The 23,737-nt window shown below is 53.5% G+C and carries 22 protein-coding genes; 13 read left to right on the top strand and 9 right to left on the bottom strand.

Features of this window, described 5'->3' with window-relative positions; translation table 11 throughout:
- Positions 1-4 precede the first annotated feature (4 nt).
- The 8 genes from FAZ14_RS12215 to FAZ14_RS12180 form a co-directional block, all read right to left on the bottom strand.
- Positions 5-400, bottom strand: coding sequence for a DoxX family protein (locus tag FAZ14_RS12215; RefSeq protein WP_153508609.1), 396 nt, complete (start codon positions 398-400; stop codon positions 5-7).
- A gap of 286 nt (positions 401-686) precedes the next feature.
- Positions 687-980, bottom strand: coding sequence for a YqjK-like family protein (locus FAZ14_RS12210; RefSeq protein WP_016943157.1), 294 nt, complete (start codon positions 978-980; stop codon positions 687-689).
- Positions 977-1,375: a phage holin family protein gene (locus FAZ14_RS12205; protein ID WP_016943156.1), complete on the bottom strand. Its 399-nt coding sequence runs from the start codon at positions 1,373-1,375 to the stop codon at positions 977-979. Before FAZ14_RS12205 ends, FAZ14_RS12210 begins: the two co-directional genes overlap by 4 nt.
- Before the next feature lie 3 nt (positions 1,376-1,378).
- Entirely contained in the window at positions 1,379-1,684 is a 306-nt protein-coding gene (locus FAZ14_RS12200; RefSeq protein ID WP_016943155.1) for an ElaB/YgaM/YqjD family protein, read from the bottom strand.
- A gap of 278 nt (positions 1,685-1,962) precedes the next feature.
- A complete protein-coding gene (mzrA, locus tag FAZ14_RS12195) occupies positions 1,963-2,319 on the bottom strand; it encodes an EnvZ/OmpR regulon moderator MzrA (RefSeq protein ID WP_016943154.1) in 357 nt (118 codons plus the stop codon).
- A 3-nt stretch (positions 2,320-2,322) separates the two neighbouring features.
- Positions 2,323-2,997, bottom strand: coding sequence for a DedA family protein (locus FAZ14_RS12190; protein ID WP_016943153.1), 675 nt, complete (start codon positions 2,995-2,997; stop codon positions 2,323-2,325).
- A 457-nt stretch (positions 2,998-3,454) separates the two neighbouring features.
- Positions 3,455-4,234, bottom strand: coding sequence for a transcriptional regulator ExuR (exuR, locus tag FAZ14_RS12185; RefSeq protein WP_016943152.1), 780 nt, complete (start codon positions 4,232-4,234; stop codon positions 3,455-3,457).
- 358 nt (positions 4,235-4,592) lie between these two features.
- Positions 4,593-5,894, bottom strand: a complete 1,302-nt coding sequence (locus FAZ14_RS12180) for an MFS transporter (RefSeq protein WP_016943151.1) — start codon at positions 5,892-5,894, stop codon at positions 4,593-4,595.
- 518 nt (positions 5,895-6,412) lie between these two features.
- Here FAZ14_RS12180 and uxaC point away from each other — a divergent pair.
- The 4 genes from uxaC (at position 6,413) to FAZ14_RS12160 (ending at position 11,663) form a co-directional block, all read left to right on the top strand.
- A complete protein-coding gene (uxaC, locus tag FAZ14_RS12175) occupies positions 6,413-7,822 on the top strand; it encodes a glucuronate isomerase (protein WP_038903272.1) in 1,410 nt (469 codons plus the stop codon).
- Between the two features lie 219 nt (positions 7,823-8,041).
- Complete coding sequence (locus FAZ14_RS12170; RefSeq protein WP_016943148.1) at positions 8,042-9,493, top strand: tagaturonate reductase; 1,452 nt, start codon at positions 8,042-8,044, stop codon at positions 9,491-9,493.
- Positions 9,494-9,511: 18 nt separating this feature from the next.
- Positions 9,512-11,002 carry a UxaA family hydrolase gene (locus tag FAZ14_RS12165; protein WP_038907008.1) on the top strand — a complete coding sequence of 497 codons (1,491 nt, stop codon included), beginning with the start codon at positions 9,512-9,514 and terminating at the stop codon, positions 11,000-11,002.
- Positions 11,003-11,114: 112 nt separating this feature from the next.
- The gene (locus FAZ14_RS12160) at positions 11,115-11,663 is read left to right on the top strand and encodes a YgjV family protein (protein ID WP_012883303.1); all 549 of its coding nucleotides are present in this window, start codon (positions 11,115-11,117) and stop codon (positions 11,661-11,663) included.
- Between the two features lie 113 nt (positions 11,664-11,776).
- Here the strand turns inward: FAZ14_RS12160 and FAZ14_RS12155 are convergent, their stop codons facing one another.
- Positions 11,777-12,730: a TerC family protein gene (locus FAZ14_RS12155; protein ID WP_153508608.1), complete on the bottom strand. Its 954-nt coding sequence runs from the start codon at positions 12,728-12,730 to the stop codon at positions 11,777-11,779.
- 452 nt (positions 12,731-13,182) lie between these two features.
- On the opposite strand from FAZ14_RS12155, the gene rlmG reads away from it, so the two are divergent.
- From rlmG to apbE, 9 genes are all read left to right on the top strand, one after another.
- Positions 13,183-14,343, top strand: coding sequence for a 23S rRNA (guanine(1835)-N(2))-methyltransferase RlmG (gene rlmG / locus FAZ14_RS12150; protein ID WP_153508607.1), 1,161 nt, complete (start codon positions 13,183-13,185; stop codon positions 14,341-14,343).
- Positions 14,344-14,426: 83 nt separating this feature from the next.
- Complete coding sequence (locus FAZ14_RS12145; RefSeq protein WP_016943144.1) at positions 14,427-14,723, top strand: MbeD/MobD family mobilization/exclusion family protein; 297 nt, start codon at positions 14,427-14,429, stop codon at positions 14,721-14,723.
- 427 nt (positions 14,724-15,150) lie between these two features.
- Positions 15,151-16,098: a pectate lyase family protein gene (locus tag FAZ14_RS12140; RefSeq protein WP_153508606.1), complete on the top strand. Its 948-nt coding sequence runs from the start codon at positions 15,151-15,153 to the stop codon at positions 16,096-16,098.
- A 146-nt stretch (positions 16,099-16,244) separates the two neighbouring features.
- Positions 16,245-16,835 carry a response regulator transcription factor UhpA gene (uhpA, locus tag FAZ14_RS12135; protein WP_016943754.1) on the top strand — a complete coding sequence of 197 codons (591 nt, stop codon included), beginning with the start codon at positions 16,245-16,247 and terminating at the stop codon, positions 16,833-16,835.
- Positions 16,835-18,346, top strand: a complete 1,512-nt coding sequence (uhpB, locus tag FAZ14_RS12130) for a signal transduction histidine-protein kinase/phosphatase UhpB (protein WP_038924974.1) — start codon at positions 16,835-16,837, stop codon at positions 18,344-18,346. The genes uhpA and uhpB overlap by 1 nt, the downstream gene beginning before the upstream one ends.
- Positions 18,346-19,704 (top strand): MFS transporter, encoded by a 1,359-nt coding sequence (gene uhpC / locus FAZ14_RS12125; protein ID WP_153508605.1) that lies wholly within the window; start codon positions 18,346-18,348, stop codon positions 19,702-19,704. Before uhpB ends, uhpC begins: the two co-directional genes overlap by 1 nt.
- Before the next feature lie 224 nt (positions 19,705-19,928).
- Positions 19,929-21,320: a hexose-6-phosphate:phosphate antiporter gene (uhpT, locus tag FAZ14_RS12120; RefSeq protein ID WP_016943757.1), complete on the top strand. Its 1,392-nt coding sequence runs from the start codon at positions 19,929-19,931 to the stop codon at positions 21,318-21,320.
- A 262-nt stretch (positions 21,321-21,582) separates the two neighbouring features.
- A complete protein-coding gene (spy, locus tag FAZ14_RS12115; protein WP_153508604.1) occupies positions 21,583-22,059 on the top strand; it encodes an ATP-independent periplasmic protein-refolding chaperone Spy in 477 nt (158 codons plus the stop codon).
- A gap of 220 nt (positions 22,060-22,279) precedes the next feature.
- Positions 22,280-23,329, top strand: a complete 1,050-nt coding sequence (gene apbE, locus FAZ14_RS12110) for an FAD:protein FMN transferase ApbE (RefSeq protein ID WP_153508603.1) — start codon at positions 22,280-22,282, stop codon at positions 23,327-23,329.
- The last annotated feature ends 408 nt before the right edge of the window (positions 23,330-23,737 follow it).

The raw sequence follows: 23,737 nt of genomic DNA, 5'->3' as shown, positions 1-23,737 counted from the left end.
GCTATTACCATTTTTTGTTCAGCAGGCGGTCGATACTGAATGCGCCCGGACCGCTCACAAACAGCAGGATGTAGCCGCCAGCGATAGACAGGTTTTTCATGAACATCAGTTGGTTGGCGCCCTGAGCAAAATCAGTGTGGAAGATGAATGCGGTCAACAGGGTAAAAATCGCGGTAATGATCGCGGTAGTACGTGTCAGGAAACCGAACAGCACCGCCAGTCCACCACCCAGTTCCAGCAGGATAGTCAGTGGCAGCAGCGCCCCCGGAACACCCATTGCTTGCATATATTGCTGGGTTGCGGCGTAAGAGGCACCCAGTTTACCGTAACCAGCAACGATAAACAGAATGGGAAGCAGGATACGGGCTACAACCAGCAATGCGCTTTCAAAATTTTTCATCAATATCTCCAGTAGTGTGTTTGTGGCCGGAGCAAAATTGATAGGGGGCGCATCCGGCAGTAGCTTGTCTAAGTGTTTGTGTAACTGATGGAAGAATACTAGAGGTGTAAACGTGCAGACACCAGCGAGTAAAATTGTTGTTTTTTGTCAGAAAAATTGATCATGTAGCGAACTAACTGACAAAAATCGTGAGGGAAGATAAGCCCTGTTGCATACAAAAATACGGATTTGGAGGAAAAAGGCGGCGTTTGATAGGCGAACAGTTGGCAACAGCGAGAAAACGGGCTTAACGACGTGGTGGCGATATGAGGGAGCGAACGAGTTTCACTGTGCTCCAGACGGTAGCGGCCCGACGTGCAAATCCGAGCAGCCGCTGTGGATGGCGTATTCCCAGAATGGCGATGGCCGGTGGGAGCAACACCAGATAGCGACGAATCCGCGCCCATTTTTGCCAGCACTTATCGTAGGGCGCGGTCAGGTCCAGCCAGTGGTTTCTCTCGGCGGCCAGATCTAACCGCTGTTGCTGGATGCGGCGCAACAATTGCCGCTTTTCGGCAGCCAGACGTTGCTGGCGGTTCATTTGGTTTCGTCCTCCAGCAGTGAGCGGTCCGCCGCCAGTTCTTTACGGGTGTCGCGCAACAGCGAGGAGCGACGCGCGAGGTTGAGCGTCCACACCACGCCGCATAAGGCCAGTCCAAGCAAGGTGGCGGTAATCCAGCACAATGCTGTCAGGCGCGACGCTGGGTCGATACTCAAGATGATCAGTACAATCAGGCTCATCAGGCCAAAGGCGGTAAACAGCAACGTCATGCCTACCATCAGCAACAACTGAATCAGTAGGTTTTTTTCCTGTTCCAGCTCAATGACCGCCAGCCTGAGCCGCGTTTCCGCCATGCCAATAAGCAGGGCGAAAATGCGTTGTACCGTAGAAACGGCGGAACGGCCGGGGCCCTGATGTGGTGACTCCGTCGCCATAGATTAGCGGCGTGCCAGCAACAGGCCCAGCACGACACCCACGGCGGCACCGATGCCTATACCGGCCCAAGGGTTTTTATGCACAAACTCATCAGCACACTGTGTGGCTTCACGGGCTTGCGCGCTAATACGATCACCGGTGTCGTTCAGGCGTTCGCGAGATTCTTTCAGCACGCTTTCTGCTTTGTCGCGCAGTTTTTCCAGTTCAGCTTTGGACTTATCGCCAGAGGAACGTAACACCTCTTCCAGAGTATCTCCCAAAGAGCGCAGTTCCGCCCGCAACTGTTCGGTATCGGATTCTTGTGCCATATGAACACTCCTTATAGTTGATGAATCATAGTGTTAACTAATCGTCGTATTAACTATAGTGCAGATTTTCATCTTTGTTAGCGCAATGGCGACGGATAATTCTGATAACCCGCAACAGAGCGGCGTCGAATGTCAGGAAAAACAAAGAGGAGTGGGGACGATTGAACAGCAAGATGGAAAGTGAAAAAGATGAAGAACGAAAGAGAGAAATAACACAGCAGACGAAGAACAAAAGAGAAGCAAACCGGTTAAGGTGGATGACAGGAGGAAGACCTCAATCAGCTTCTGACAACCCGTGTCGTTCCATGAGTAGTACGCTGGGCGATAACAACGGTATTCGGCAATGCGATGCTCAGTATTTCTCTGGCCGCGCTGCTTTGGTCCGGTGAAGACAGGCGCACAATAATGCTGTTGTTTTCCGGGGTAATGCTCTTGATGGCGATACCCCGTTCATTAAGGCGTTGATAGATGTAGAAACCATCTGGCAACGTCATGCCTTGATGCAGCGGGGTGATGTGCAGCATCACTTCGTCCGGCAGGCGTGGCGATGACATCGACAACAGCACTGCCAGCAGTGGAAACAGCAGCAACAGCAGACGCCAGATGGAGGGCTTCCTGAGCCCAGACGAGTTCATCAATCAATTCCTTTTTTCACGTGACATCATGCGTTTTTTACGCCAGAGCACCAGTACCGAGCCAGCTAACCCGACGCACAGTAAAACCAGCGGCAGCAGCATCAGACAGGACATCAACAGCTCTTCGTATTTGCGGAATAATGGTGTATTGCCCAGTGCAAAACCGAGAGAAACCAAACTGGTGACCCACAAAAAGCCGCTCATCCAGTTAAAGAACTGAAAGCGGGTATTGTTCAGCCCGGATAACCCGGCAATGGTCGGCAACAGGGTACGCACAAAAGCCAGAAAACGACCGATTAATAACGCCGATAACCCATGACGATGAAATAACTGGTGAGCCCGCTCATGGTAGTGTGACGGAAGATGCGACAGCCATCTCTGAACAAGTCGTGTATTTCCAAGCCATTTCCCTTGTAGGTAGCCGACCCAGCAGCCGAGGCTGGCGGCCGTGGTTAACAAGGCGATGGTAAACGGATAGTTCATGGTGCCTTTGGCGATCAATACTCCAACCAGAATCAACAGACTGTCACCCGGCAGGAAGGCGGCAGGCAGCAGGCCATTTTCCAGAAATAGAATCAAAAACAACAACAGGTAAATCATCCAGACGAGTTTGGGATTGGCCAGAACGGTGAAGTCCTGATGCCAGAGTGCATACAAAAGTTCTTTCATTATATCCATCTGGTGTTCCTGTACTGCGGCGTTGGAGAAACCACGCTGCGAACCTGATGCCAGTCAGCGGCAGTCTGACAAGTCAGGTATGCAGGGCGGTGCATGACTGCACATTATTGCGTATTCCTTCACAGGTCTGTCCTATGCTTTTTCTGCCAGCGGTTTGTGCACCGGACGTACTTATTTCTTTATCCGTGTATTTTTCACGCCCGGTATTATTCCTTTTCGTTTTTTGCCGGTCAGGTCGTTCTGCCAGTCATTAAACGTAAAAAAAGTGCCCTAACTGTAACAAAAGCCATGCAGACGAGATAGGAAAATATCACGTTCTGAAAGCGTATAACGAGACGTTTAGTGGGAAAGCTGTGTGATTACCGCCATATTTTACACTTGCTGACAGAACTCGACGTTGGATGACTTTTTTTGCCCCCGAAGTATGGGGGCGAACGGTGCTAACGCGTGGGGAAAGTCAGGATTTGCCGCTGGTGATATGGTCGAGGTGGACAACCGGGTTTTCGGCAAACATATAGCGGTCGACGTTAAATTCAAAATCGTCGGTAGTGGCGCGAAATAGCATCTGTTTGGTGTTTTCCAGGTGCTGCCACATCGCCAGCTTAGCTGCGTAAGGATCTTTACGGATCAACGCTTTGAGGATCTGGTCATGATCTTCGCACCAGCTTTCAATCGACTTGTCGTCGATGTGTTCATGCAGTTTGCGCCAGTATGGGTTGTGAATGCGCTGGCTCCACATTTTTTCCACGATGGTCGCCATGGCTGAGTTCTGCGTTGCCAGCGCCACTTGTACGTGGAATTTCAGATCCCACTCTGAGTCGCGAAAGCGATCTTCCTGACGGGCATTCTCCTGAATTTCCATCAGTTGGATAATGTCCTGACGAGTCACCTGGGTGGCGGCGAATTCCGCAATATTGCTCTCTATCAGCTGACGCGCCTGCAACAACTCAAACGGTCCGGCGGTGAGAAAATCGGCATCACTGCTGTTAGCGGCCAGCAGGTGGCGCTGTTGATTGGAGATCACGTGAATACCCGAACCTTTGCGGACTTCCACGTAACCTTCCACTTCCAGCATGATGATCGCTTCGCGTACAACAGTACGGCTGACATTCATCTCTTCGGAAATATTGCGCTCGGCCGGTAGCTTGTCACCAACCGGATAAACGCCGTTTTCAATGCGTTGTTTCAATTCTGCGGCCAGTTGCTGGTAAAGCCGCCTGGATTCTGTCAGTGCCATGATGCCTGCTCTTAAGATAGATGACGCTCCCTGAGGTAAGCTGCGTCACTGCGTCTATCCCGTTATGGTGTGTCGTTAATATCCCCGTCATGCTTCCCGTTGCTGGTGTACTGGCTTTCTGGCTCTGTCCGTCAACGCGTCCTACGTCATGGTCAGCTTTCAATGTGCGAGCGGGTTGTCCTGCAACTCGAATGACCTGGGGTATTAGAATGATAATCAGAATAGATTTGTTATACCACCTACAATAGATGGCGACCAACGCCCATGTCACAGTTAGTGGCTAGGGTTCGCCCAGAGGAAAGGATTCATCCGGTACCCTATGATACCGGATGAATGACGTGAGGCTGAAATTTCTCTTTTAGTGCTGCTGCGCGGCTTTCAGGTCCGCACCTTTGTCACCCTCTTCGGAAGCCGGGTTGTTTTTCAGTACCGTCCAGATAACGACCGCGCCCAGCAGGTCAAAAATAGCCAGTACGGCGAACAGGGGACTAAAGCCGATGGTGTCAGCCAGTGCACCGACTACCAGAGCAAACAGCGTACTGGCAGTCCAGGCAGCCATCCCGGTCAAACCGTTGGCGGTGGCGACTTCATTACGACCGAAGACATCGGAAGACAGCGTAATCAGCGCGCCAGACAAGGACTGGTGAGCAAAACCGCCGACGCACAACAGCGCGATGGCAATATACGGGCTGGTGAACAGGCCGATGGTACCGGGGCCAATCATCAGCAGCGCGCCCAGCGTCACAACCAGTTTACGGGAAACGATCAGGTTAACCTTAAAGTACTTCTGGAACAGCATCGGCATGTAGCCGCCGAGGATACAGCCGAGGTCGGCAAACAGCATCGGCATCCAGGCAAACATGGCGATTTCTTTCAGGTTAAAGCCATAGACTTTAAACATGAACAGCGGGATCCAGGCGTTAAACGTCCCCCAGGCTGGTTCAGCCAGGAAACGCGGCAGGGCGATACCCCAGAACTGACGGTTGCGCAGGATCTGCCAGGCGGACATTTTCCTGGCGTTGCCAGCCTGATGCTGTGCTTCCTGACCACTCAGAATATAGTCGCGTTCTTCTTTGCTGAGTTTTTTCTGATCTTTCGGATGTTTATAGAAATACAACCAGCCGATTGCCCACAACATGCTCAATGCACCGGTGACCAGGAATGCCATCTGCCAGCTGTGCGCCATGATAGCCCAGACAACCAACGGTGGAGCCAGCATGCCGCCGATTGATGAACCAACGTTGAAATAGCCAACCGCCACAGAACGTTCTTTGGCCGGGAACCATTCGCTACTGGCTTTCAGACCGGCGGGAATCATCGCTGCTTCCGCTGCGCCGACTGCGCCGCGCGCTACTGCCAGACCACCCCAACTGCTCGCCAACGCTGTACCGGCGCAGAACAACGCCCACAGGATGGCGAACATGGCGTAACCCACTTTGGTACCCAGTAAATCCAGTACATAACCGGCAACAGGTTGCATCACGGTATAACAGGCTGAGTAAGCCGCGATGATATAGGAGTACTGCTGAGTACTGATGTGGAGCTGTTCTTGCAGTGTCGGTGCCGCTGCGGCAATTGCGTTACGCGTCAGGTAGCCCAGAACGGTACCGATGGTCACCAGTCCGATCATGTACCAGCGCAAGCCTTTGATCTTGAACATGTTAAATATCTCTCCGAGTGTAATTACCGCAACGAATACCGTTATCAGTCTGCTGCGATAGGTGTCGACCACGCTGAAAGTGACGGGCGCTTCTATGCACTCCGGTCAAAACCTGCGGGAGTTGCCGCCTGGCCGGTTGCCCTGCCGCCGGGCACAGCTGGCGGGCTGCGACGGCGATCCCGCCGTACGCGTTTATTGTTTTCCGGTGGGGTTCAACCTGGTTGACGATAAATATTGAGATTGAATCCCCTCATCAGGCAGCGCTACAATAATTTGTCATACCAATTTAAAAGTTGAGTGATATCACAAAACCATTATTTTGCTGGGGAATAAAATAATCAGGCTGATGAGGGCATTCTGGTGCGGTGAAAGCGTAAAAATGGTGTAATTGAAAGCGATTTCTGTCATTTTTGAGATCATGACCTCACTAATGATGTAGGTTATTGCAGATAATTGGTGTGATATCTTTGTAATCGTGACCGCGTTTTTGTTGGCAAATGTAGTGTGAGGAAGCGAACATGCCCCAGTTTTTAAGTGAAGATTTTTTGTTGGATACTGAGTTTGCCCGTCGGCTGTATCATGAATTTGCAGCGGATCAGCCTATTTTTGATTACCACTGCCATTTGCCGCCTGCGCAGATTGCCGAGAATTATCGCTTTAAAAACCTGTATGACATCTGGTTGAAAGGTGACCATTACAAATGGCGTGCCATGCGTACCAATGGTGTACCAGAGCGTTTTTGTACTGGCGATGCCAGCGACTGGGAGAAATTCGAAGCCTGGGCTGCTACCGTCCCGCACACCATTGGTAACCCGCTGTATCACTGGACGCACCTGGAACTGCGCCGTCCATTCGGCATCACCGGCACACTGTTGTCGCCGTCTACCGCTAAAGACATCTGGAATCGCGCCAATGCCTTGCTGGAGCGCGATGAGTTCAGCGCACGCGGCATCATGCAGCAGATGAACGTCAAAATGGTCGGCACCACGGATGACCCGATTGACGACCTGCAGCATCACAAAGCGGTGGCTGAAGATAAAACCTTCTCCATCAAAGTGCTGCCGAGCTGGCGTCCGGACAAAGCCTTCAATATTGAACAGGCGACGTTTAACGACTATATGGCGAAGCTCGGTGAAGTGTCTGATACCGATATCCGTCGTTTCAGCGATTTGCAGGCCGCGCTGACCAAACGTCTGGACCACTTCGCCGCACACGGCTGTAAAGTGTCCGACCACGCGCTGGACGTGGTGCTGTACGCCGACGCGGATGAAGCCACGCTGGATAGCATTCTGGCTCGCCGCCTGTCCGGCGCGACCCTGAGCGAACACGAAGTGGCGCAGTTCAAAACCGCGGTACTGGTATGGCTGGGGGCTGAATATGCCCGTCGCGGCTGGGTTCAGCAGTATCACATCGGTGCGCTGCGCAACAACAACCTGCGCCAGTTCAACCTGCTGGGGCCGGATGTGGGTTTCGACTCCATCAACGACCGTCCGCTGGCGCAAGAACTATCACGCCTGCTCAGTAAGCAGAATGAAGAAAACCTGCTGCCGAAAACCATCCTGTACTGCCTGAACCCTCGTGATAACGAAGTGCTGGGCACCATGATCGGCAACTTCCAGGGTGAAGGGATGCCGGGCAAGATGCAGTTCGGTTCCGGCTGGTGGTTCAACGACCAGAAAGACGGTATGCAGCGTCAGATGACGCAACTGGCGCAACTGGGTCTGCTGAGCCGCTTCGTCGGTATGTTGACCGACAGCCGTAGTTTCCTGTCCTACACCCGCCATGAGTATTTCCGCCGCATTCTGTGCCAGATGATCGGCCGTTGGGTGGAAGACGGTGAAGCACCGGGCGACCTGCAACTGCTGGGTGAGATGGTGAAAAATATTTGTTTCGATAACGCCAAAAATTATTTCGGTATCGAGTTGTAAGAAAAAGGGAGGACGGGTGCCGTCACGCTCCCGTCTGTCAATGTGGTGATTTCGGGCTGGCGCAGGGTGCTGAATCTGGTGCCCTGACGCTGTCGTGCTGACCTGACGCTGTTTAATGATCTGATGGCTGTACCGACTGGCGTTTTTCCCTACTGGGTTTTGTCCCGAACCTACTGGGTTTCGTCCCGAAATAGTGTCGTGTTCTGAGGTAGCTTGTTAATGCAAACGCTTAATCGTCGTGATTTTCCTGGCCGTCGTCATCCTGACCGCGTTATTCAATTTGGTGAAGGCAATTTCCTTCGCGCCTTTGTTGACTGGCAACTGGATCTGTTGAATGAACATACTGATCTGGATGCCGGTATTGTTGTGGTTCGTCCGATTGATACCGATTTCCCGCCTGCTCTGGATACCCAGGATGGGCTGTATACCACCATTATTCGCGGCCTGAACGAACAGGGTGACGCGGTGCGCGAGCCGCGCCTTATCCGCTCGGTTAACCGTGAAATCAACGTGTACCGTCAGTTTGATGAGTATCTGGCACTGGCACATGACGCCAACATCCGCTTTGTATTTTCCAACACCACGGAAGCCGGCATTAGCTACCATGCCGATGACAAACTGGCCGACACGCCACCAGCCAGCTTCCCGGCGAAGTTGACCCGCCTGCTGTTTGAGCGCTTCAACCATTTTAATGGCGCTGCCGATAAAGGCTGGGTGCTGCTGCCGTGCGAATTGATTGATTACAACGGCGAAAAACTCAAAGAGCTGGTGCTGCGTTATGCGGCGCAGTGGGCGCTGCCGGCCGCGTTCACCACCTGGCTTAACGAGCACAACACCTTCTGTTCAACGCTGGTGGACCGCATTGTGACGGGGTATCCACGCAATGAAGTGGACGCGTTACAACAAGAACTGGGTTATCAGGACACCTTCCTGGATACCGCTGAATATTTCTACCTGTTTGTGATTCAGGGGCCGCAGTGGCTGGCAGATGAACTGCGCCTGAACCAACTGAAATTGAACGTGCGCATTGTTGATGACATCAAGCCTTATAAAGAGCGCAAGGTGGCGATTCTGAACGGTGCCCACACTGCGCTGGTACCCGTGGCGTTTCTGGCAGGTCTCGATACCGTGGGCGAATCGATGAATGATGCCCAGATAGGCAAATTTGTCGAAACCACAATTGCTGAAGAGATCGTACCGGTACTGGATTTACCACATGACGAGCTGATGTCGTTTGCCGAGGCGGTACTGAGCCGTTTCAGAAACCCGTTCATTCAGCATCAGTTGCTGTCTATCGCCCTGAACGGCATGACCAAATTCCGTACCCGCATTTTGCCGCAACTGTTGATGTACCGTGAACGTCATAATGCGTTGCCCAAGCGCCTGACGTTTGCGCTGGCGGCTTTGATCGCGTTTTATCGCGGCGAGCGTAACGATGACCGCTATCCGTTGCAGGACGACGCTCATTGGCTGGAGCGTTACGAAGTGCTGTGGAGCGGCGTGCGCGCCGGTACCACGTCGCTGGCGCAGGTCGTGAACGCGGTGCTGAGCGATGCGGAACACTGGGAGCAGGATTTGACGCTGGTGCCCGGTCTGGCGGCGCTGGTCACCGAACAACTGCAGGCTATCGTTGAGCGCGGCATGCGCGACGCGTTAGCAGGTTATTGCTAATCGCATAAGGTCGTCTCCATGCAGAGCATCATTAAAATTCACTCACTGGACAATGTTGCCGTTGCCTTGCGCGATCTGGCGCAGGATGAGACGGTGTCGGTTGGTGATGTCACCCTGGCGCTGCCGCAGGCGGTGGCGCGCGGGCACAAATTCGCCCTCAAGGCGATAGCGTCAGGCGAGATGATCGTGAAATACGGTCTGCCGATTGGTCATGCACTGGCGGCGATTGCCGCAGGTGAGCATATCCACTCTCAGAACGCGAAAACCAATCTGAGCGATCTGGATGAGTACCACTATCAGCCGGAGTTCATCCGTCTGCCGGAACAGATGGCGGATCGTGAAGTCCAGATTTACCGTCGTAAAAACGGCGACGTCGGGATCCGTAACGAACTGTGGATCCTGCCGACTGTCGGTTGTGTTAACGGGATCGCCCGTCAGATCCAGCAGCGTTTCCTCAAGGAAACCAATAACGCGGAAGGTATCGACGGCGTATATTTGTTCACTCACCCATTTGGTTGTTCTCAATTGGGTCAGGACCATGAAAATACCCGTACCATGCTGCAAAACATGGTGCGCCACCCGAACGCTGGGGCGGTATTGGTGATTGGTCTGGGGTGTGAGAACAATCAGGTGTCCGCGTTTCGTGACACGCTGGGCGAGTACGACGCTGATCGCGTTAACTTCATGATCTGCCAGCAGCAGGAAGATGAAGTGGAAGCCGGTCTGGAACGCTTGCACCAGTTGTATCAGGTAATGCGTGACGATCGCCGTGAGCCGGGTAAACTGAGCGAGCTGAAATTTGGTCTGGAGTGCGGCGGTTCGGATGGGTTGTCTGGTATTACCGCCAACCCGCTGCTGGGACGTTTCTCTGATTATCTCATCGCCAACGGCGGCACGACGGTGCTGACCGAAGTGCCGGAAATGTTCGGAGCCGAACGTATTCTGATGAGCCGCTGCCGTGATGAGAGCACATTCGAGAAAACCGTGCATATGGTCAATGATTTTAAACAGTATTTCATTGAACATAATCAGCCGATTTACGAGAACCCCTCGCCGGGCAACAAAGCGGGGGGTATCACCACGCTTGAGGAGAAATCCCTCGGTTGTACCCAGAAAGCCGGGCAGAGCAAGGTGGTGGATGTGCTCAAGTATGGCGAACGCCTGCATACGCCGGGGCTGAACCTGCTGAGCGCGCCGGGTAACGACGCGGTGGCGACCAGTGCGCTGGCTGGGGCAGGGTGTCATATGGTGTTGTTCAGTACCGGTCGTGGTACGCCTTACGGCGGCTTTGTGCCGACGGTGAAACTGGCGACCAACACCGAACTGGCGCAGAAGAAACCGCACTGGATCGATTTTGACGCCGGGCGTCTGATTCATGGGATGTCGATGGATGAGCTGCTGTCGCAGTTTGTTGAGCTGATTGTCGAGATAGCTAACGGTAAACTGGCGAAAAACGAAATCAACGACTTCCGCGAACTGGCGATATTTAAGAGCGGTGTAACGTTATAGAACCGATCGTGATAAGCCTGGCGTTGTAAATCTAAATAATTTCACATAAAATAAAACGGCGTTTCATTATCTGAGCGCCGTTTTTTCATCATGGCGCTTTAAGGCAGGAATCATGACTTCTTACGTGTTTGCCCAGGCTGTTGGTGTACTGGCTTTTTTTGTCGGTATCACCATGTTTTTCAACCGCAGTGAAAAAAAATTCAAAATCCAACTCTCCGTCTATAGCGCGGTTATCGCCTGCCACTTCTTCCTGATGGGCGCGAACGCGGCAGGCATCAGTGCTCTGCTCAATTCAGGCCGTACCCTGGTTACCCTGAAAACCAGCAATATCGTGGTGATGTTCGTGTTTATCGCCCTGACACTGTCGCTCGGGTTGCCGGGCGTAAAACACCCGATGGAACTGCTGCCGATTATCGGGACGGTGTGCAGTACCTGGGCGCTGTTCCGTGCACACGGACTGACGACCCGTTGCATCATCTGGTGTTCGACCGCGCTGTGGGTAACACACAACATTTGGTTGGGGTCGATTGGCGGCTCGTTGATCGAAGCCAGTTTCCTGGTGATAAACGGTTTTAATATCATCCGCTTCTGGCGTATGCAGCGTAACGGTATCGACCCGTTCAGGGTGGATGAGGCGCACTCCTCTACCAAAAGTGCCTGAGAACAAAAAATGCCTGAGAACCGCGCCTGAAAAAAGAACCCGACACACCTAAAAAAATGCCCCGTCTTCCGACGGGGCGCGTAGCGTGATAGGGCGACGTTGACAGGATGGCGTTACTGTCCGGCGCGCCGGTTAACCCAGATGTTGATAAGGATGGTGGCCAGCAGGATAGCGGCCACCACGCTGAGTGAAATGGCGACGGGAATGTGAAACAGGTCTATTAGCATCATCTTGATGCCGATGAACACGAGGATCACCGCCAGGCCGTATTTCAGCATAGAGAACTTTTGTGCCACGCCCGCCAGCAGGAAGTACATGGCGCGCAACCCTAAAATGGCGAACAGGTTTGACGTCAGCACGATGAACGGGTCGGTGGTGACGGCGAAAATCGCAGGGATACTGTCTACCGCGAAAATGACATCACTGATTTCCACCATCACCAGTACCAGAAATAGCGGTGTGGCGTACAGCAAACCACTCTGCCGGATGAAAAAACGATCGCCTTGCAGGGTATCGGTCATCCGCAGGTGGCCGCGCAGCCAGCGCACGACCGGTTTCTCGCCGATGGCGGCATCGTCTTCTTTCGCCAGCGCCATTTTAAGCCCGGTTATCAGCAGGAACGCACCAAACAGGTACAGTAGCCACTGGAACTGAGAAACCAGCCAGCTGCCCGCGAACACCATGATGGTACGCAGGACTATCGCCCCCAGCACGCCGTAGATCAGTACCCGGCGCTGATACTGCGCGGGGATGGCAAAATAACTAAACAGCATCAGCCAGACAAATACGTTGTCGACAGCCAGCGCTTTTTCAATCAGATAACCGGTAAAGAACGCCAGCGCCTGAGTATCTGCCACGTCACGGCCCGCCGTACCGCTGAGATACCACCAGAAGCCGAGGTTGAATAATATGGACAGGCTGACCCACACCAGCGACCAGACGGCGGCCTGTTTAAAGGTCATCACCGTCGAGCCTTTCTTGCCCTGATAAAACAGGTCAATAGCCAGCATGATTACCACGATGATGGCGAAGCTGCTCCACAGCAGCGGGGTTCCTATCGTTACCATAACTGTATCCTTAGTGCCTTTCCCATGAGGTGTTGTGTCGAGGCTCTGTTGTGTCAGAAAACAAAACGGCCTGTGTCAGAAGGCACAGGCCGTTTGCTATTCACGGTGCTGCAAATGGACCTCGCCTTCTGGCAAGGTCTCACTTACAACTTAATGCGGATAAAGTCATTAAGGTTGCCTGGTAACCGAGTGCGCTTGCACTGTAATGACGATTAACCAGCGAGAAGTTACTCCCCTTTGCACGACAAAAGATAGGATAGCTTCTGTTCAGGGTCAACCCCTGACTTGCCACGCATGACAATCTGCTACATACGTGTTCACCGCAATTGCCTGATACCTCAGTATAATAGGGCGTAGAGGTAACGAACTGTCGCTACGTTGCCGGAAAACCATTTACTGCGACGCTGTTTTAAGGGATAAACAGCGCCAGATTTTGTATTGCAGGAGAGGCCATGAGCCAACTTGAGCTGGAAACACATAACCTGACGCTGGTCCGCTATCCGCAGTCTGAACGGGAATCCTCGTTGCAGGCATGGGAAGCGGCGGATGAGTATCTGCTGCGGGAACTGACGACGATGCCGATTGGTCCCGGTCCCCGACTGATTTTCAATGATGCGTTCGGCGCACTGGCTTGTGGCTTGCAGTCGCAGGCTCCTTATTGCATCAGCGACTCGTTCCTGAGTCAGTTGGCGACCCGACATAACCTGTCGCTCAATGGTTACGCGCCGGAGTCGGTTACGTTGCAAGACAGCCTCTCCCCATTGCCGGGCGCACCGGCACTGGTGGTATTGAAAGTGCCGAAAACGCTGGCGTTGCTGGAGCATCAGTTGCGCCAGTTACGGGAGGTGGTGACGCCGCAAACCGTGATTATCGCGGGGGCGAAAGCGCGTGACATCCACACGTCTACGCTGCAACTGTTCGAGCACATTCTGGGGCCAACCCGTACCTCGCTGGCGTGGAAAAAAGCCCGTTTGATTCACTGTCAGCCGCAAGCGTGTGTTGTCGATGACAACCTGGTGGACAGCAACCCGGTGATGACAGTCTGGCCGCTGGATGATGCCGCAAGCCCTATCCACAATGCCCGCATCCACAATTACGCCAACGTCTTTTCCCGCAGCGGGCTGGATATCGGCGCACGGTTTTTTATGCAGCATCTGCCAGAGCAACTGGACGGTAAAATCATCGATTTAGGTTGCGGCAATGGCGTGATTGGATTGACCGCGCTGGCGCTGAACCCGCAGGCATCGGTCGGCTTTTTCGACGAGTCTTATATGGCGGTGGCTTCCAGTCAGCGCAATGTGGAAGACAACCGGCCGCAGGATAAGGACCGCTGCAGCTTTGTCGTGAACCATGCACTGGCAGGCGTCGGGCCGGACAGTCAGCAGGCGATACTGTGTAATCCGCCGTTTCACCAGCAACAGGCGATCACCGATGACATTGCCTGGCAGATGTTTGTTGATGCGCGTCGTTGTCTGACGGTCGGGGGGGAGTTGCGGATAGTCGGCAACCGTCATCTGGATTATTTCCACAAGCTGAAACGGCTGTTTGGCAACTGCCAGAACGTTGCCAGTAACGCGAAATTCGTCGTACTACGCTCGGTTAAAACCCGGTAATTCCCTGTGGCATTTGTTGTCGCACGGGAGTGCCATTATAATCCGCAGGTTACGGCAGAGAAGGCTCGGCAGAAGGAACCCCCATGTGTATCGAAGAGTTGGAATCACGGCTGGAAAGCGCATTGCAGGCGCTGGAGGCCAGTGTCAGCCGACAACAGCAGATCTGGCAGCGCGACTATCAGCAGCTCCACGTGCAACTGATACAGGCCCGTCAGCGCGAAGCGGATTTGTGCGCCAGAATCAATGAGCTGGTGACCAGGGTCAACATGATGGATCAGTCCCCTGAACGTAATCCGTTATTGCAGAAAATTAACCTGATCCGCTCTCACCTTGATGCGCTAGCCAACGAAGCCGCTGCGTTTTATCGTTCTCTGCCCTGACGAGTGATCAGGGCAGTACTGTCTCAGTTTCGGTATTATTGTTGTGGGTAATTATATTTATTTTTTATTTCCCTGGCTGAATTAATGTTCTGTTGATAATTTAATTATCCTCTTTATTATTTTTCTTTTCTGTATTTATTTTGTTTAAAGAAAATGTATGGTCCGTTGTGTGGTAAGTGAGCCGATACTAAAATAATGAGCGTCATAAATTCCTGTTGTAGGGTGAATATGTCTGAAGTATCAGGAAAGAAAAAAAGAGTTCCTCTCTTTTTATTCATTCATCTACACCCTAAATAATTCGAGTTACAGAAAAACAGCAATCGAGTGCATTCTCGTAAGCTTATTCTGGTAAGCCTCTGGGGTAAGCAAACGCAGCCAACGCACCTGTAACCTGAAGTATGCGGGATATTTCAACAGGAGCATTATTATGGCCTATCCAACGACAGGTACATCCGGTATGGTCGGTTTTGCAAAATCAGGCAGTACCACTGGCGGTACCGGCGGCACGGTGGTTTCGATTACCAGCCTGAACGACCTGAAAACCCATGTAGCGGGAACGGATGCAAAAATTCTGGTGATTAATGCCAATATCAGCGCCAGTTCATTAACCAAGGTATCGCTGGGTGCGAATAAATCGATTATTGGTTCTTATAGCAGTAATACGCTGACTAATATTCATTTTCGCAGCACGTCGAGCTCGAAGAATATTATTTTTCAAAATTTGACGTTTAAACATACCAGCACCATTAACGGTAATGATGATATTCAGATTTACCTCACGCATGGCAATAAATACTGGCTGGATCACCTCTCTTTCCCCGGTCATGATTATACGCTGACTGATGGCGGGTTGGATAAACTGATTTATATCGGAGAAAAAGCTGATTACATCACGATTAGCAATTGCCTGTTTAAAAACCATGAATACGGATTGATCTTCGGTTATCCGCAGGACGGCAGTAGCAATGGTTCCACCTATGACGGTTACCCACACCTGACTATTTGTCACTGCTATTTCAGCAATATCTACGTGCGCGCGCCGGGGTTGATGCGTTACGGCTATTACCACGCTTACAACAACTTCATCGACAAATACCAACTGGGGTTCACACTGGCGCAGAATGCCAAAATCGTGTCCGAATATAATTATTTTGGCACTACGACCAGTGGTAACAAAGGGATGCTCGACGACAAAGGGAATGGGACGTTTACCGATACCGGCAGTACACCGTCCATTACCAACCAAACCTCGTCGGCCAGCAAGTGGACACCGTCTTCCAATTACAGTTACACGTTGAAGACGGTCTCTGAGGCCAAAACTTTTGTCCAGAAATACGCAGGGGTACAAAGCAGCAGCCTGACGTTCGGCGGATAAGCGAGACCCACGGGCTGGCGACAGCCCGTTTTTACTCATTCCCTGGTAACGTCATGTTAGGTAGCTCAATACCTGATTGCTCACCCCTTGAACACACTAGGTCTTAACGCTAAGGTAAGCGCCTCCCGGTCGCCCCAGGTTTAACCATGATTACCCTTGCCCTGATTGATGATCATCTTATTGTCCGTTCTGGTTTTGCCCAGTTGCTGGGGCTGGAGCCCGATATGCAGATAGTCGGGGAGTTCGGCTCCGGGCGTGAGGCGCTGGCGGGATTACCGGGACGGGGCGCTCAGGTGTGCATCTGCGATATTTCTATGCCCGATTGCTCCGGGCTTGAGTTGCTTGGTCAACTGCCGAAGGGGATGGCGGTGATTATGCTGTCGGTGCACGATAGCCCGGCATTGATTGAGCAGGCGCTGAATGCGGGGGCGCGTGGCTTCCTCTCGAAGCGTTGCAGCCCGGATGAGCTGATTGCAGCGGTGCGTACCGTGGCGGGCGGTGGGTGTTATCTGACGCCGGATATTGCCCTGAAACTGGCGTCCGGCAGGCGGGATCCCTTGACGCGCCGCGAACGCCAGGTGGCGGAAAAACTGGCGCAGGGGATGGCGGTAAAAACCATCGCCGCAGAGCTGGGGTTGTCGCCAAAAACCGTTCACGTTCATCGCGCCAACCTGATGGAAAAGCTGGGCGTCAGCAATGACGTGGAGCTGGCCCGACGCATGTTTGATGGTTGGTGATGCGCCCGCTTATCACCTGGCTTATTGCCGCTTTCGCCAGCAGTTTTATCTTTTGTGCCGCGTGGTTTTGCCTGTGGAGCATCAGCCTGCATCTGGTTGCACGCCCGGATCTGGCGGTGTTGCTGTTTCCTTTCGGTTTGCGGCTGGGGTTGATGCTGCAATCGCCGCGCCGTTTCTGGCCGGTGTTGCTGGCGAGCGAATGGCTGCTGCTGGTCTGGCTTGCAAACGAAGTCGCGTTGACCCATCTCCCGTTGTTGCTCACGGGGAGCATACTGGCGTTGCTGCCGGTGATGCTGGCATCCCGACGTGCCCGTCAGGATGACTGGCACACGTTGCTGTTGCAAGGCGGTGCGCTGATTGCAGCCGCGTTGTTGCAATCCCTGCCGTGGCTTGGTCACAGTGAAGACTCACTGACCGTGTTATTGCTGACGCTGACCGGTGGGTTGACGCTCTCGCCGACCTGTTTGCTTATCTGGCATTACCTGTCCAGTTCGACCTGGCTACCGCTGGGGCCATCGCTGGTGTCGCAGCCGGTGAACTGGCGTGGGCGTCATCTGCTGTGGTATTTGCTGCTGTTTGTGGTCAGTCTGGGGCTGCAACTGGGGCTGCCGGCGGATTTGTCGCGCTTTACCCCGTTTTGTCTGGCGCTGCCGATCATCGCGCTGGCCTGGCATTATGGCTGGCAGGGGGCGCTGATTGCCACGTTAATGAATGCGATTGCGCTTATCGCCAGCCAGACCTGGCATGAGCATCCGGTGGATTTATTGCTCTCGTTACTGGCGCAGAGCCTGACCGGGCTGCTGCTTGGTGCGGGTATCCAGCGCTTGCGCGAGTTGAATGTGTCGCTGCAAAACCAACTGGCGCGTAATCGCCGCCTGGCGGAACGCCTGCTGGAGATGGAGGAATACGTGCGACGCGATGTCGCACGGGAACTGCATGACGATATTGGTCAGACGATAACGGCCATTCGCACGCAGGCAGGTATTCTTCAGCGGCTGGCCCCGGAAAACCGCCATGTCCGTCAGAGTAGCACGCTCATTGAGCAATTATCGCTGAGTGTGTATGACTCGGTGCGGCGATTGATGGGGCGTTTGCGCCCGCGCCAGTTGGACGACCTCACGCTGGAACAGGCGGTACGTTCGTTGATGCGCGAGATGGAGCTGGAAGAGCAGGGGATCATCAGCCACCTCGACTGGCATATCGACGAAGCGTCGCTCGGCGAAGGGTTGCGGGTCACGCTGTTTCGCGTCTGTCAGGAAGGGTTAAATAACATTGTCAAACACGCTAACGCCAGTGCGGTGACGCTACAGGCCTGGCAGCAGGATGAACGCCTGATGCTGGTCATCGAGGACGACGGTTGCGGGCTGCCGCCTGGGTCTGGCTCGGGTGGGTTTGGTCTGCTTGGGATGCGTGAGCGCGTGAGCGCGTTGGGTGGCACCCTGCAACTTTCCTGTACTCACGGTACGCGTGTCACCGTCAGTGTGCCACTGTCTGCCAGCAAGGAGTCTTGATGTCCGTCCCTCACCCCCGTTTCTCCCTTATCCGATTCCTGAATATTCCCGCCAGCGCGCCGCCGCTGCGCGACCGTCAGGCGATTGACGATGCCTATCGCTACTGGCGTCGTCATATCCTGATTACGCTGTATCTGGGCTATGCGCTGTTTTACTTCACCCGAAAAAGTTTTAACGCCGCGGTGCCGGAGATCCTCGCCAGCGGGTTAATGGCGCGTACGGATATCGGGCTGTTGGCCACGTTATTTTATGTGACTTACGGGGCATCGAAGTTCCTGTCGGGGGTGGTGAGTGACCGTTCCAATGCCCGCTATTTTATGGGGATTGGGCTGCTGGCGACCGGCGTGACCAATATTTTGTTTGGCTTTTCCTCATCGCTGTGGGCATTTGCGACATTGTGGATGGCGAATGCCTTTTTCCAGGGCTGGGGGGCACCGGTATGCGCCAGACTGCTCACCAGTTGGTATTCGCGCACCGAGCGTGGCGGCTGGTGGGCGCTGTGGAACACGGCGCATAACGTGGGTGGCGCGGTGATCCCGATGGTGGTGGGGGCGGCGACACTGCATTACGGTTGGCGTGCCGGGATGATGATCGCCGGTACACTCGCGATCGTCGCCGGGTTGTTTTTATGCTGGCGGCTACGTGACAAGCCGCAGACGCTTGGTCTGCCGCATGTCGGGGAATGGCGGCAGGATGCGCTGGAAATCGCCCAGCAGCAGGAAGGTGCTGGCTTGTCGCACCGGGAGATCCTGCATAAGTATGTGTTCACTAACCCGTACATCTGGCTACTGGCGTGCTGTTACGTGCTGGTGTACGTGGTGCGAGCCGCCATCAACGACTGGGGCAACCTTTACATGTCGGAAACGCTGGGGGTTGATCTGGTGACGGCGAACTCGGCGGTGACCATGTTTGAGCTGGGCGGGTTTATCGGCGCACTGGTAGCCGGGTGGGGGTCGGACAAAGTGTTTAACGGTAACCGCGGCCCGATGAACCTGATTTTCGCCGCTGGCATGTTGTTGTCTGTCGGCTCGTTGTGGCTGATGCCATTCGCCAGCTATGTGATGCAGGCTACCTGTTTCTTTACCACCGGGTTCTTCGTTTTTGGCCCGCAAATGCTGATAGGCATGGCCGCGGCTGAATGTTCTCACAAAGATGCCGCCGGTGCGGCCACCGGGTTTGTCGGGCTGTTTGCCTATCTGGGGGCGTCGCTGTCGGGCTGGCCGCTGGCGCGTATCATGGACATCTGGCACTGGACCGGCTTTTTCGCGGTTATCGCTGTCGCGGGCGGCGTCTCGGCACTGTTGTTACTGCCTTTCCTGCGTGCGTCGTCGCCGCGTACCACGACAGAGGTAGCGTGAACAGACGTAGCGGAACAGATGCAACATGAACAGATGCAACATAAATAGCTATAGCGTGATTCGCTTCACCCTTTCTCTCTGAACCGGCAAAAACCGGGAAAATTTCCTAGTTTAAGCAGGACGTTCCCTCAAGCCCGTGGTGTCAGGGCTTCTTACAATGTGGGCGAAAAGATCACTGCGGGTCGCAAGGCCGCAGGCTATCCCGTCCCGTAAGAGGAAACATCATGCTTAACTTTTTAACCCAGGTTCGTCGCCCGACGCTGGATCTGCCGCTCGATGTGCGGCGAAAAATGTGGTTTAAGCCGTTCATGCAGTCCTATCTGGTGGTATTCATCGGCTACCTGACCATGTATTTGATCCGTAAAAACTTTAACATCGCCCAAAATGACATGATCGGTACCTATGGGCTGAGCATGACGCAGCTTGGCATGATTGGTCTGGGTTTTTCGATAACCTACGGCGTGGGTAAAACGCTGGTGTCCTATTACGCCGACGGTAAAAACACCAAGCAGTTTCTGCCGTTTATGCTGATCCTGTCGGCGATTTGCATGCTCGGTTTTAGTGCCAGCATGGGAACCGGTTCCGTCAGCCTGTTTTTGATGATCGCGTTTTATGCGTTGAGTGGGTTCTTCCAGAGTACCGGCGGGTCATGCAGCTATTCCACGATTACCAAGTGGACGCCACGTCGCAAGCGCGGCACCTGGCTGGGACTGTGGAATATTTCCCATAACCTCGGCGGTGCGGGGGCGGCGGGTGTCGCTCTGTTCGGTGCTAACTATCTGTTCGACGGCCATGTCATCGGTATGTTTGTTTTCCCGTCCATCATCGCCCTGGTTGTCGGCTTTATTGGTCTGCGGTTTGGCAGTGACTCACCGGAATCCTACGGTCTGGGAAAAGCGGAGGAGCTGTTTGACGAGGCTATCTCTGAAGAAGATAAAGAAGCCGAAGACGGTACCATGACCAAATGGCAGATCTTCGTCGAGTACGTGCTGAAAAATAAAGTGATTTGGCTGCTGTGTTTCTCCAATATCTTCCTGTATGTGGTGCGTATCGGTATCGACCAGTGGTCCACGGTGTATGCCTATCAGGAACTGAAGTTACCGAAATCCGTCGCCATTCAGGGCTTCACCCTGTTTGAGGCCGGTGCGCTGGTGGGGACGCTGTTGTGGGGCTGGCTGTCGGATTTGGCGAACGGTCGCCGTGGGCTGGTCGCCTGCATCGCACTGGCGTTGATCATCGTGACACTGGGGGTTTATCAGCACGCCAGCAACCAATATGTTTACCTGTCGTCGTTGTTTGCGCTGGGCTTTCTGGTGTTTGGCCCGCAGTTACTGATTGGGGTGGCCGCAGTGGGGTTTGTACCGAAGAAAGCCATCGGAGCCGCGGATGGTATTAAAGGCACCTTCGCCTATCTGATTGGCGACAGTTTCGCCAAGCTGGGGTTGGGCATGATAGCTGACGGCACCCCGATTTTCGGGCTGACCGGCTGGGCGGGGACGTTTGCCGCGCTGGATGCCGCCGCTATCGGCTGCATCTGCCTGATGGCGATGGTCGCGGTGATGGAAGAGCGCAAAATTCGCCGCGAAAAGCAGTTGCGTCAGACGCAAACCGCCTGATACACATCGCGTAATCAGGCGTTCACGAAAAGGCGGGGTGATTAACCACTCCGCCTTTTTCTCATTCTGGCGTGTTGCTTACGCAATACTTCCGCTTTCTCCACAGTTGGCGCAATTGTGAATATCTTCCTTGCAAACCTTTACCCTGACACCCGGTTAATTGAATTTCACCGACCTATACTGCATCACAAAGGTTGATGCATTACAGGTTGACACACTGTGGTGTGTTGATCATTAAAACCGTAACGTGAAGGAAGGTCTTATGTCTAAATTAACCGTGATTATGATTGCCTCTGCATTGGCGTTGAGTAGCGCCGGGTTCGCCCACGCTCAGGATAACCCCACCCCGCCGGATCAGGGTGGCCGCATGATGAAACATCATGATGGCGCGCGTGGCGAACGCGGCATGGAGGAAAATATGATGTTTAAAGGGCTGAACCTGACCGATGAGCAGCGTCAGAAAATGCGCGACATTATGGCGAATGCGAAAAAAGACCGTGAGCGTCCTTCAGCGGATCAGCGAGCGCAATGGCACAGCCTGATTGCATCCGACAGCTTTGATAAAACCAAAGCGGAAGCAGTGGTCAATAACATGGTTGAAGCCAACAAAGCCCATGTGCTGACCCGTCTGGAGATTCAGAACAAAATGTACAACGTGCTGACGCCAGACCAGAAAAAACAGTTTAACGACAATTTTGCCAGACACCAGCAAGAACCCGCAGCACCGAAAGCGCCGTAATCACGGCTAGCCTGATGTCATCGAAACGCGCCCTGGGGCGCGTTTTTTAGTTGAGTACATGGGGCTCAGACCGTAAAGCGGCCGGATGATTTCGACAGTCTGAAAGTATGATGTTGCTCCGATCTCTTGCGTTCAGACAGGTTTTTTCCCATGAGCACTTTTCAATCCGTCTATCTTGCTCTATCAATAGCGCGTCATTGTGATTCAAGGAGTGCTGTTCATGGCGTCTTTCGCCCTAAAATCCGTTCTCTTTTTCGGTATTCTTGGCGTGCTGAGCGCCTGTAAACCGCAATCATCCGCCGAAAATTCGCGCCCGTTTACCACCTTTGAAGGTAAAACCATGGGCACGTTCTACAGCGTGAAGATAAGCGGGGCGTTGCCGGAAAGCAGCCAGCAGTTGCAACAGGAGATAGACACGTTGCTGGAGCAGGCGAACAACGAGATCTCTACATACCGCAGTGATTCGGTACTATCCCGTTTTAACCGCTATGCCGGGACAGACCCGCAGCCCATCAGTAACGGTATGGCGGATATTATTCTGACCGCACAACGTATCGGCCGGGCAACCGGTGGGGCGATGGATATCACGGTGGGGCCGCTGGTTAACTTGTGGGGGTTCGGGCCGCAGAAGCAGCCGACCAGGGTGCCCAGCCAGCAACAGATTGATGAAGCACGGCATAAAGTGGGGCTAAACCACCTGCGTCTGATCAGTGATAATCAGGGCGAATGGTTGCAAAAAGATCTGCCCGACATGTATGTGGATCTCTCCACGCTGGGCGAGGGATACGGTGCCGAGTTGCTGGCACAGCTGATGACCCGCAAAGGTATCACCAATTATCTGGTGTCGGTTGGCGGCGCGATTTCCAGTCGAGGTGTCAACGGTCAGGGGCAACCCTGGCGGGTCGCGATTCAGAAACCCACCGATAAAGAAAACGCCATTCAGGCCGCGGTTGACCTGCAGGGCTACGGTATCAGCACCTCCGGCAGTTATCGCAATTATTTCGAGCAGGATGGCACACGCTACTCTCATGTGATCGACCCGGCCACAGGACGGCCGATTACCCATCAGCTGGTTTCCGCCACCGTGATTGCCAGAACCGCGCTGGAAGCCGATGGCTGGGATACCGGGTTGATGGTGCTGGGTACGGAAAAAGCGTTGAAGCTGGCGGAACAGCAGGGACTGGCGGTTTACCTGATTACCAAAACCGATAAAGGATTCGAGGCGGTGATGACCCCGCAATTCAAGGCGTTTTTGTTACCGACGCCATAAGCCTTCCCGACGCCTGATGGTTTCCTTCAGGCGTCAGGTTTGGGAAGATGTTTTATTCCGCAAACGGGGCCGATAAAATAAAGCACCGAAATACGAATCGCCATGATTTCATGCTAATCCCCATAAGTGGGTTTTTATTTTACGGGGCATGATTATGAACCGGTGTTTTATTTATTAGAGGCAATTTGTCATATTTTTTTCTGGTGTTGACCTTGTTGTTACCGCTTTCGCAAACCCTGTTCTCCTGCCACCGTTATGCTTAGCGCCAAAGCCGTCTTCTGGCGCATGATGCCTTCGTCCAGCCCCTTACTGCCTCGAACCATCGTTTTTCTTGCTCAGGTAAATGAAGCGTTACCTTATTTAAAATAAATGTGAACAACTTATTTTCCCTTTTACCACGCTTTAAAC

This window comes from Dickeya oryzae, from assembly GCF_009372235.1.
GTDB classification, from domain to species: domain Bacteria; phylum Pseudomonadota; class Gammaproteobacteria; order Enterobacterales; family Enterobacteriaceae; genus Dickeya; species Dickeya oryzae.
The sequence above is the reverse complement of the archived record's forward strand: the minus strand, read 5'-3'. Positions and strand labels throughout refer to the sequence as shown.

Coding starts and splice junctions, on each gene's coding strand:
- FAZ14_RS12190 (WP_016943153.1), bottom strand. CDS start 2,997: ATGGATATAATGAAAGAACTTTTGTATGCACTCTGGCATCAGGACTTC.
- apbE (WP_153508603.1), top strand. CDS start 22,280: ATGGCGTCTTTCGCCCTAAAATCCGTTCTCTTTTTCGGTATTCTTGGC.
- FAZ14_RS12200 (WP_016943155.1), bottom strand. CDS start 1,684: ATGGCACAAGAATCCGATACCGAACAGTTGCGGGCGGAACTGCGCTCT.
- uhpC (WP_153508605.1), top strand. CDS start 18,346: ATGTCCGTCCCTCACCCCCGTTTCTCCCTTATCCGATTCCTGAATATT.
- FAZ14_RS12180 (WP_016943151.1), bottom strand. CDS start 5,894: ATGTTCAAGATCAAAGGCTTGCGCTGGTACATGATCGGACTGGTGACC.
- FAZ14_RS12165 (WP_038907008.1), top strand. CDS start 9,512: ATGCAGAGCATCATTAAAATTCACTCACTGGACAATGTTGCCGTTGCC.
- FAZ14_RS12140 (WP_153508606.1), top strand. CDS start 15,151: ATGGCCTATCCAACGACAGGTACATCCGGTATGGTCGGTTTTGCAAAA.
- FAZ14_RS12170 (WP_016943148.1), top strand. CDS start 8,042: ATGCAAACGCTTAATCGTCGTGATTTTCCTGGCCGTCGTCATCCTGAC.
- uhpB (WP_038924974.1), top strand. CDS start 16,835: ATGCGCCCGCTTATCACCTGGCTTATTGCCGCTTTCGCCAGCAGTTTT.
- FAZ14_RS12215 (WP_153508609.1), bottom strand. CDS start 400: ATGAAAAATTTTGAAAGCGCATTGCTGGTTGTAGCCCGTATCCTGCTT.
- uhpA (WP_016943754.1), top strand. CDS start 16,245: ATGATTACCCTTGCCCTGATTGATGATCATCTTATTGTCCGTTCTGGT.
- spy (WP_153508604.1), top strand. CDS start 21,583: ATGTCTAAATTAACCGTGATTATGATTGCCTCTGCATTGGCGTTGAGT.
- FAZ14_RS12210 (WP_016943157.1), bottom strand. CDS start 980: ATGAACCGCCAGCAACGTCTGGCTGCCGAAAAGCGGCAATTGTTGCGC.
- FAZ14_RS12145 (WP_016943144.1), top strand. CDS start 14,427: ATGTGTATCGAAGAGTTGGAATCACGGCTGGAAAGCGCATTGCAGGCG.
- exuR (WP_016943152.1), bottom strand. CDS start 4,234: ATGGCACTGACAGAATCCAGGCGGCTTTACCAGCAACTGGCCGCAGAA.
- uxaC (WP_038903272.1), top strand. CDS start 6,413: ATGCCCCAGTTTTTAAGTGAAGATTTTTTGTTGGATACTGAGTTTGCC.
- FAZ14_RS12205 (WP_016943156.1), bottom strand. CDS start 1,375: ATGGCGACGGAGTCACCACATCAGGGCCCCGGCCGTTCCGCCGTTTCT.
- FAZ14_RS12160 (WP_012883303.1), top strand. CDS start 11,115: ATGACTTCTTACGTGTTTGCCCAGGCTGTTGGTGTACTGGCTTTTTTT.
- mzrA (WP_016943154.1), bottom strand. CDS start 2,319: ATGAACTCGTCTGGGCTCAGGAAGCCCTCCATCTGGCGTCTGCTGTTG.
- FAZ14_RS12155 (WP_153508608.1), bottom strand. CDS start 12,730: ATGGTAACGATAGGAACCCCGCTGCTGTGGAGCAGCTTCGCCATCATC.
- rlmG (WP_153508607.1), top strand. CDS start 13,183: ATGAGCCAACTTGAGCTGGAAACACATAACCTGACGCTGGTCCGCTAT.
- uhpT (WP_016943757.1), top strand. CDS start 19,929: ATGCTTAACTTTTTAACCCAGGTTCGTCGCCCGACGCTGGATCTGCCG.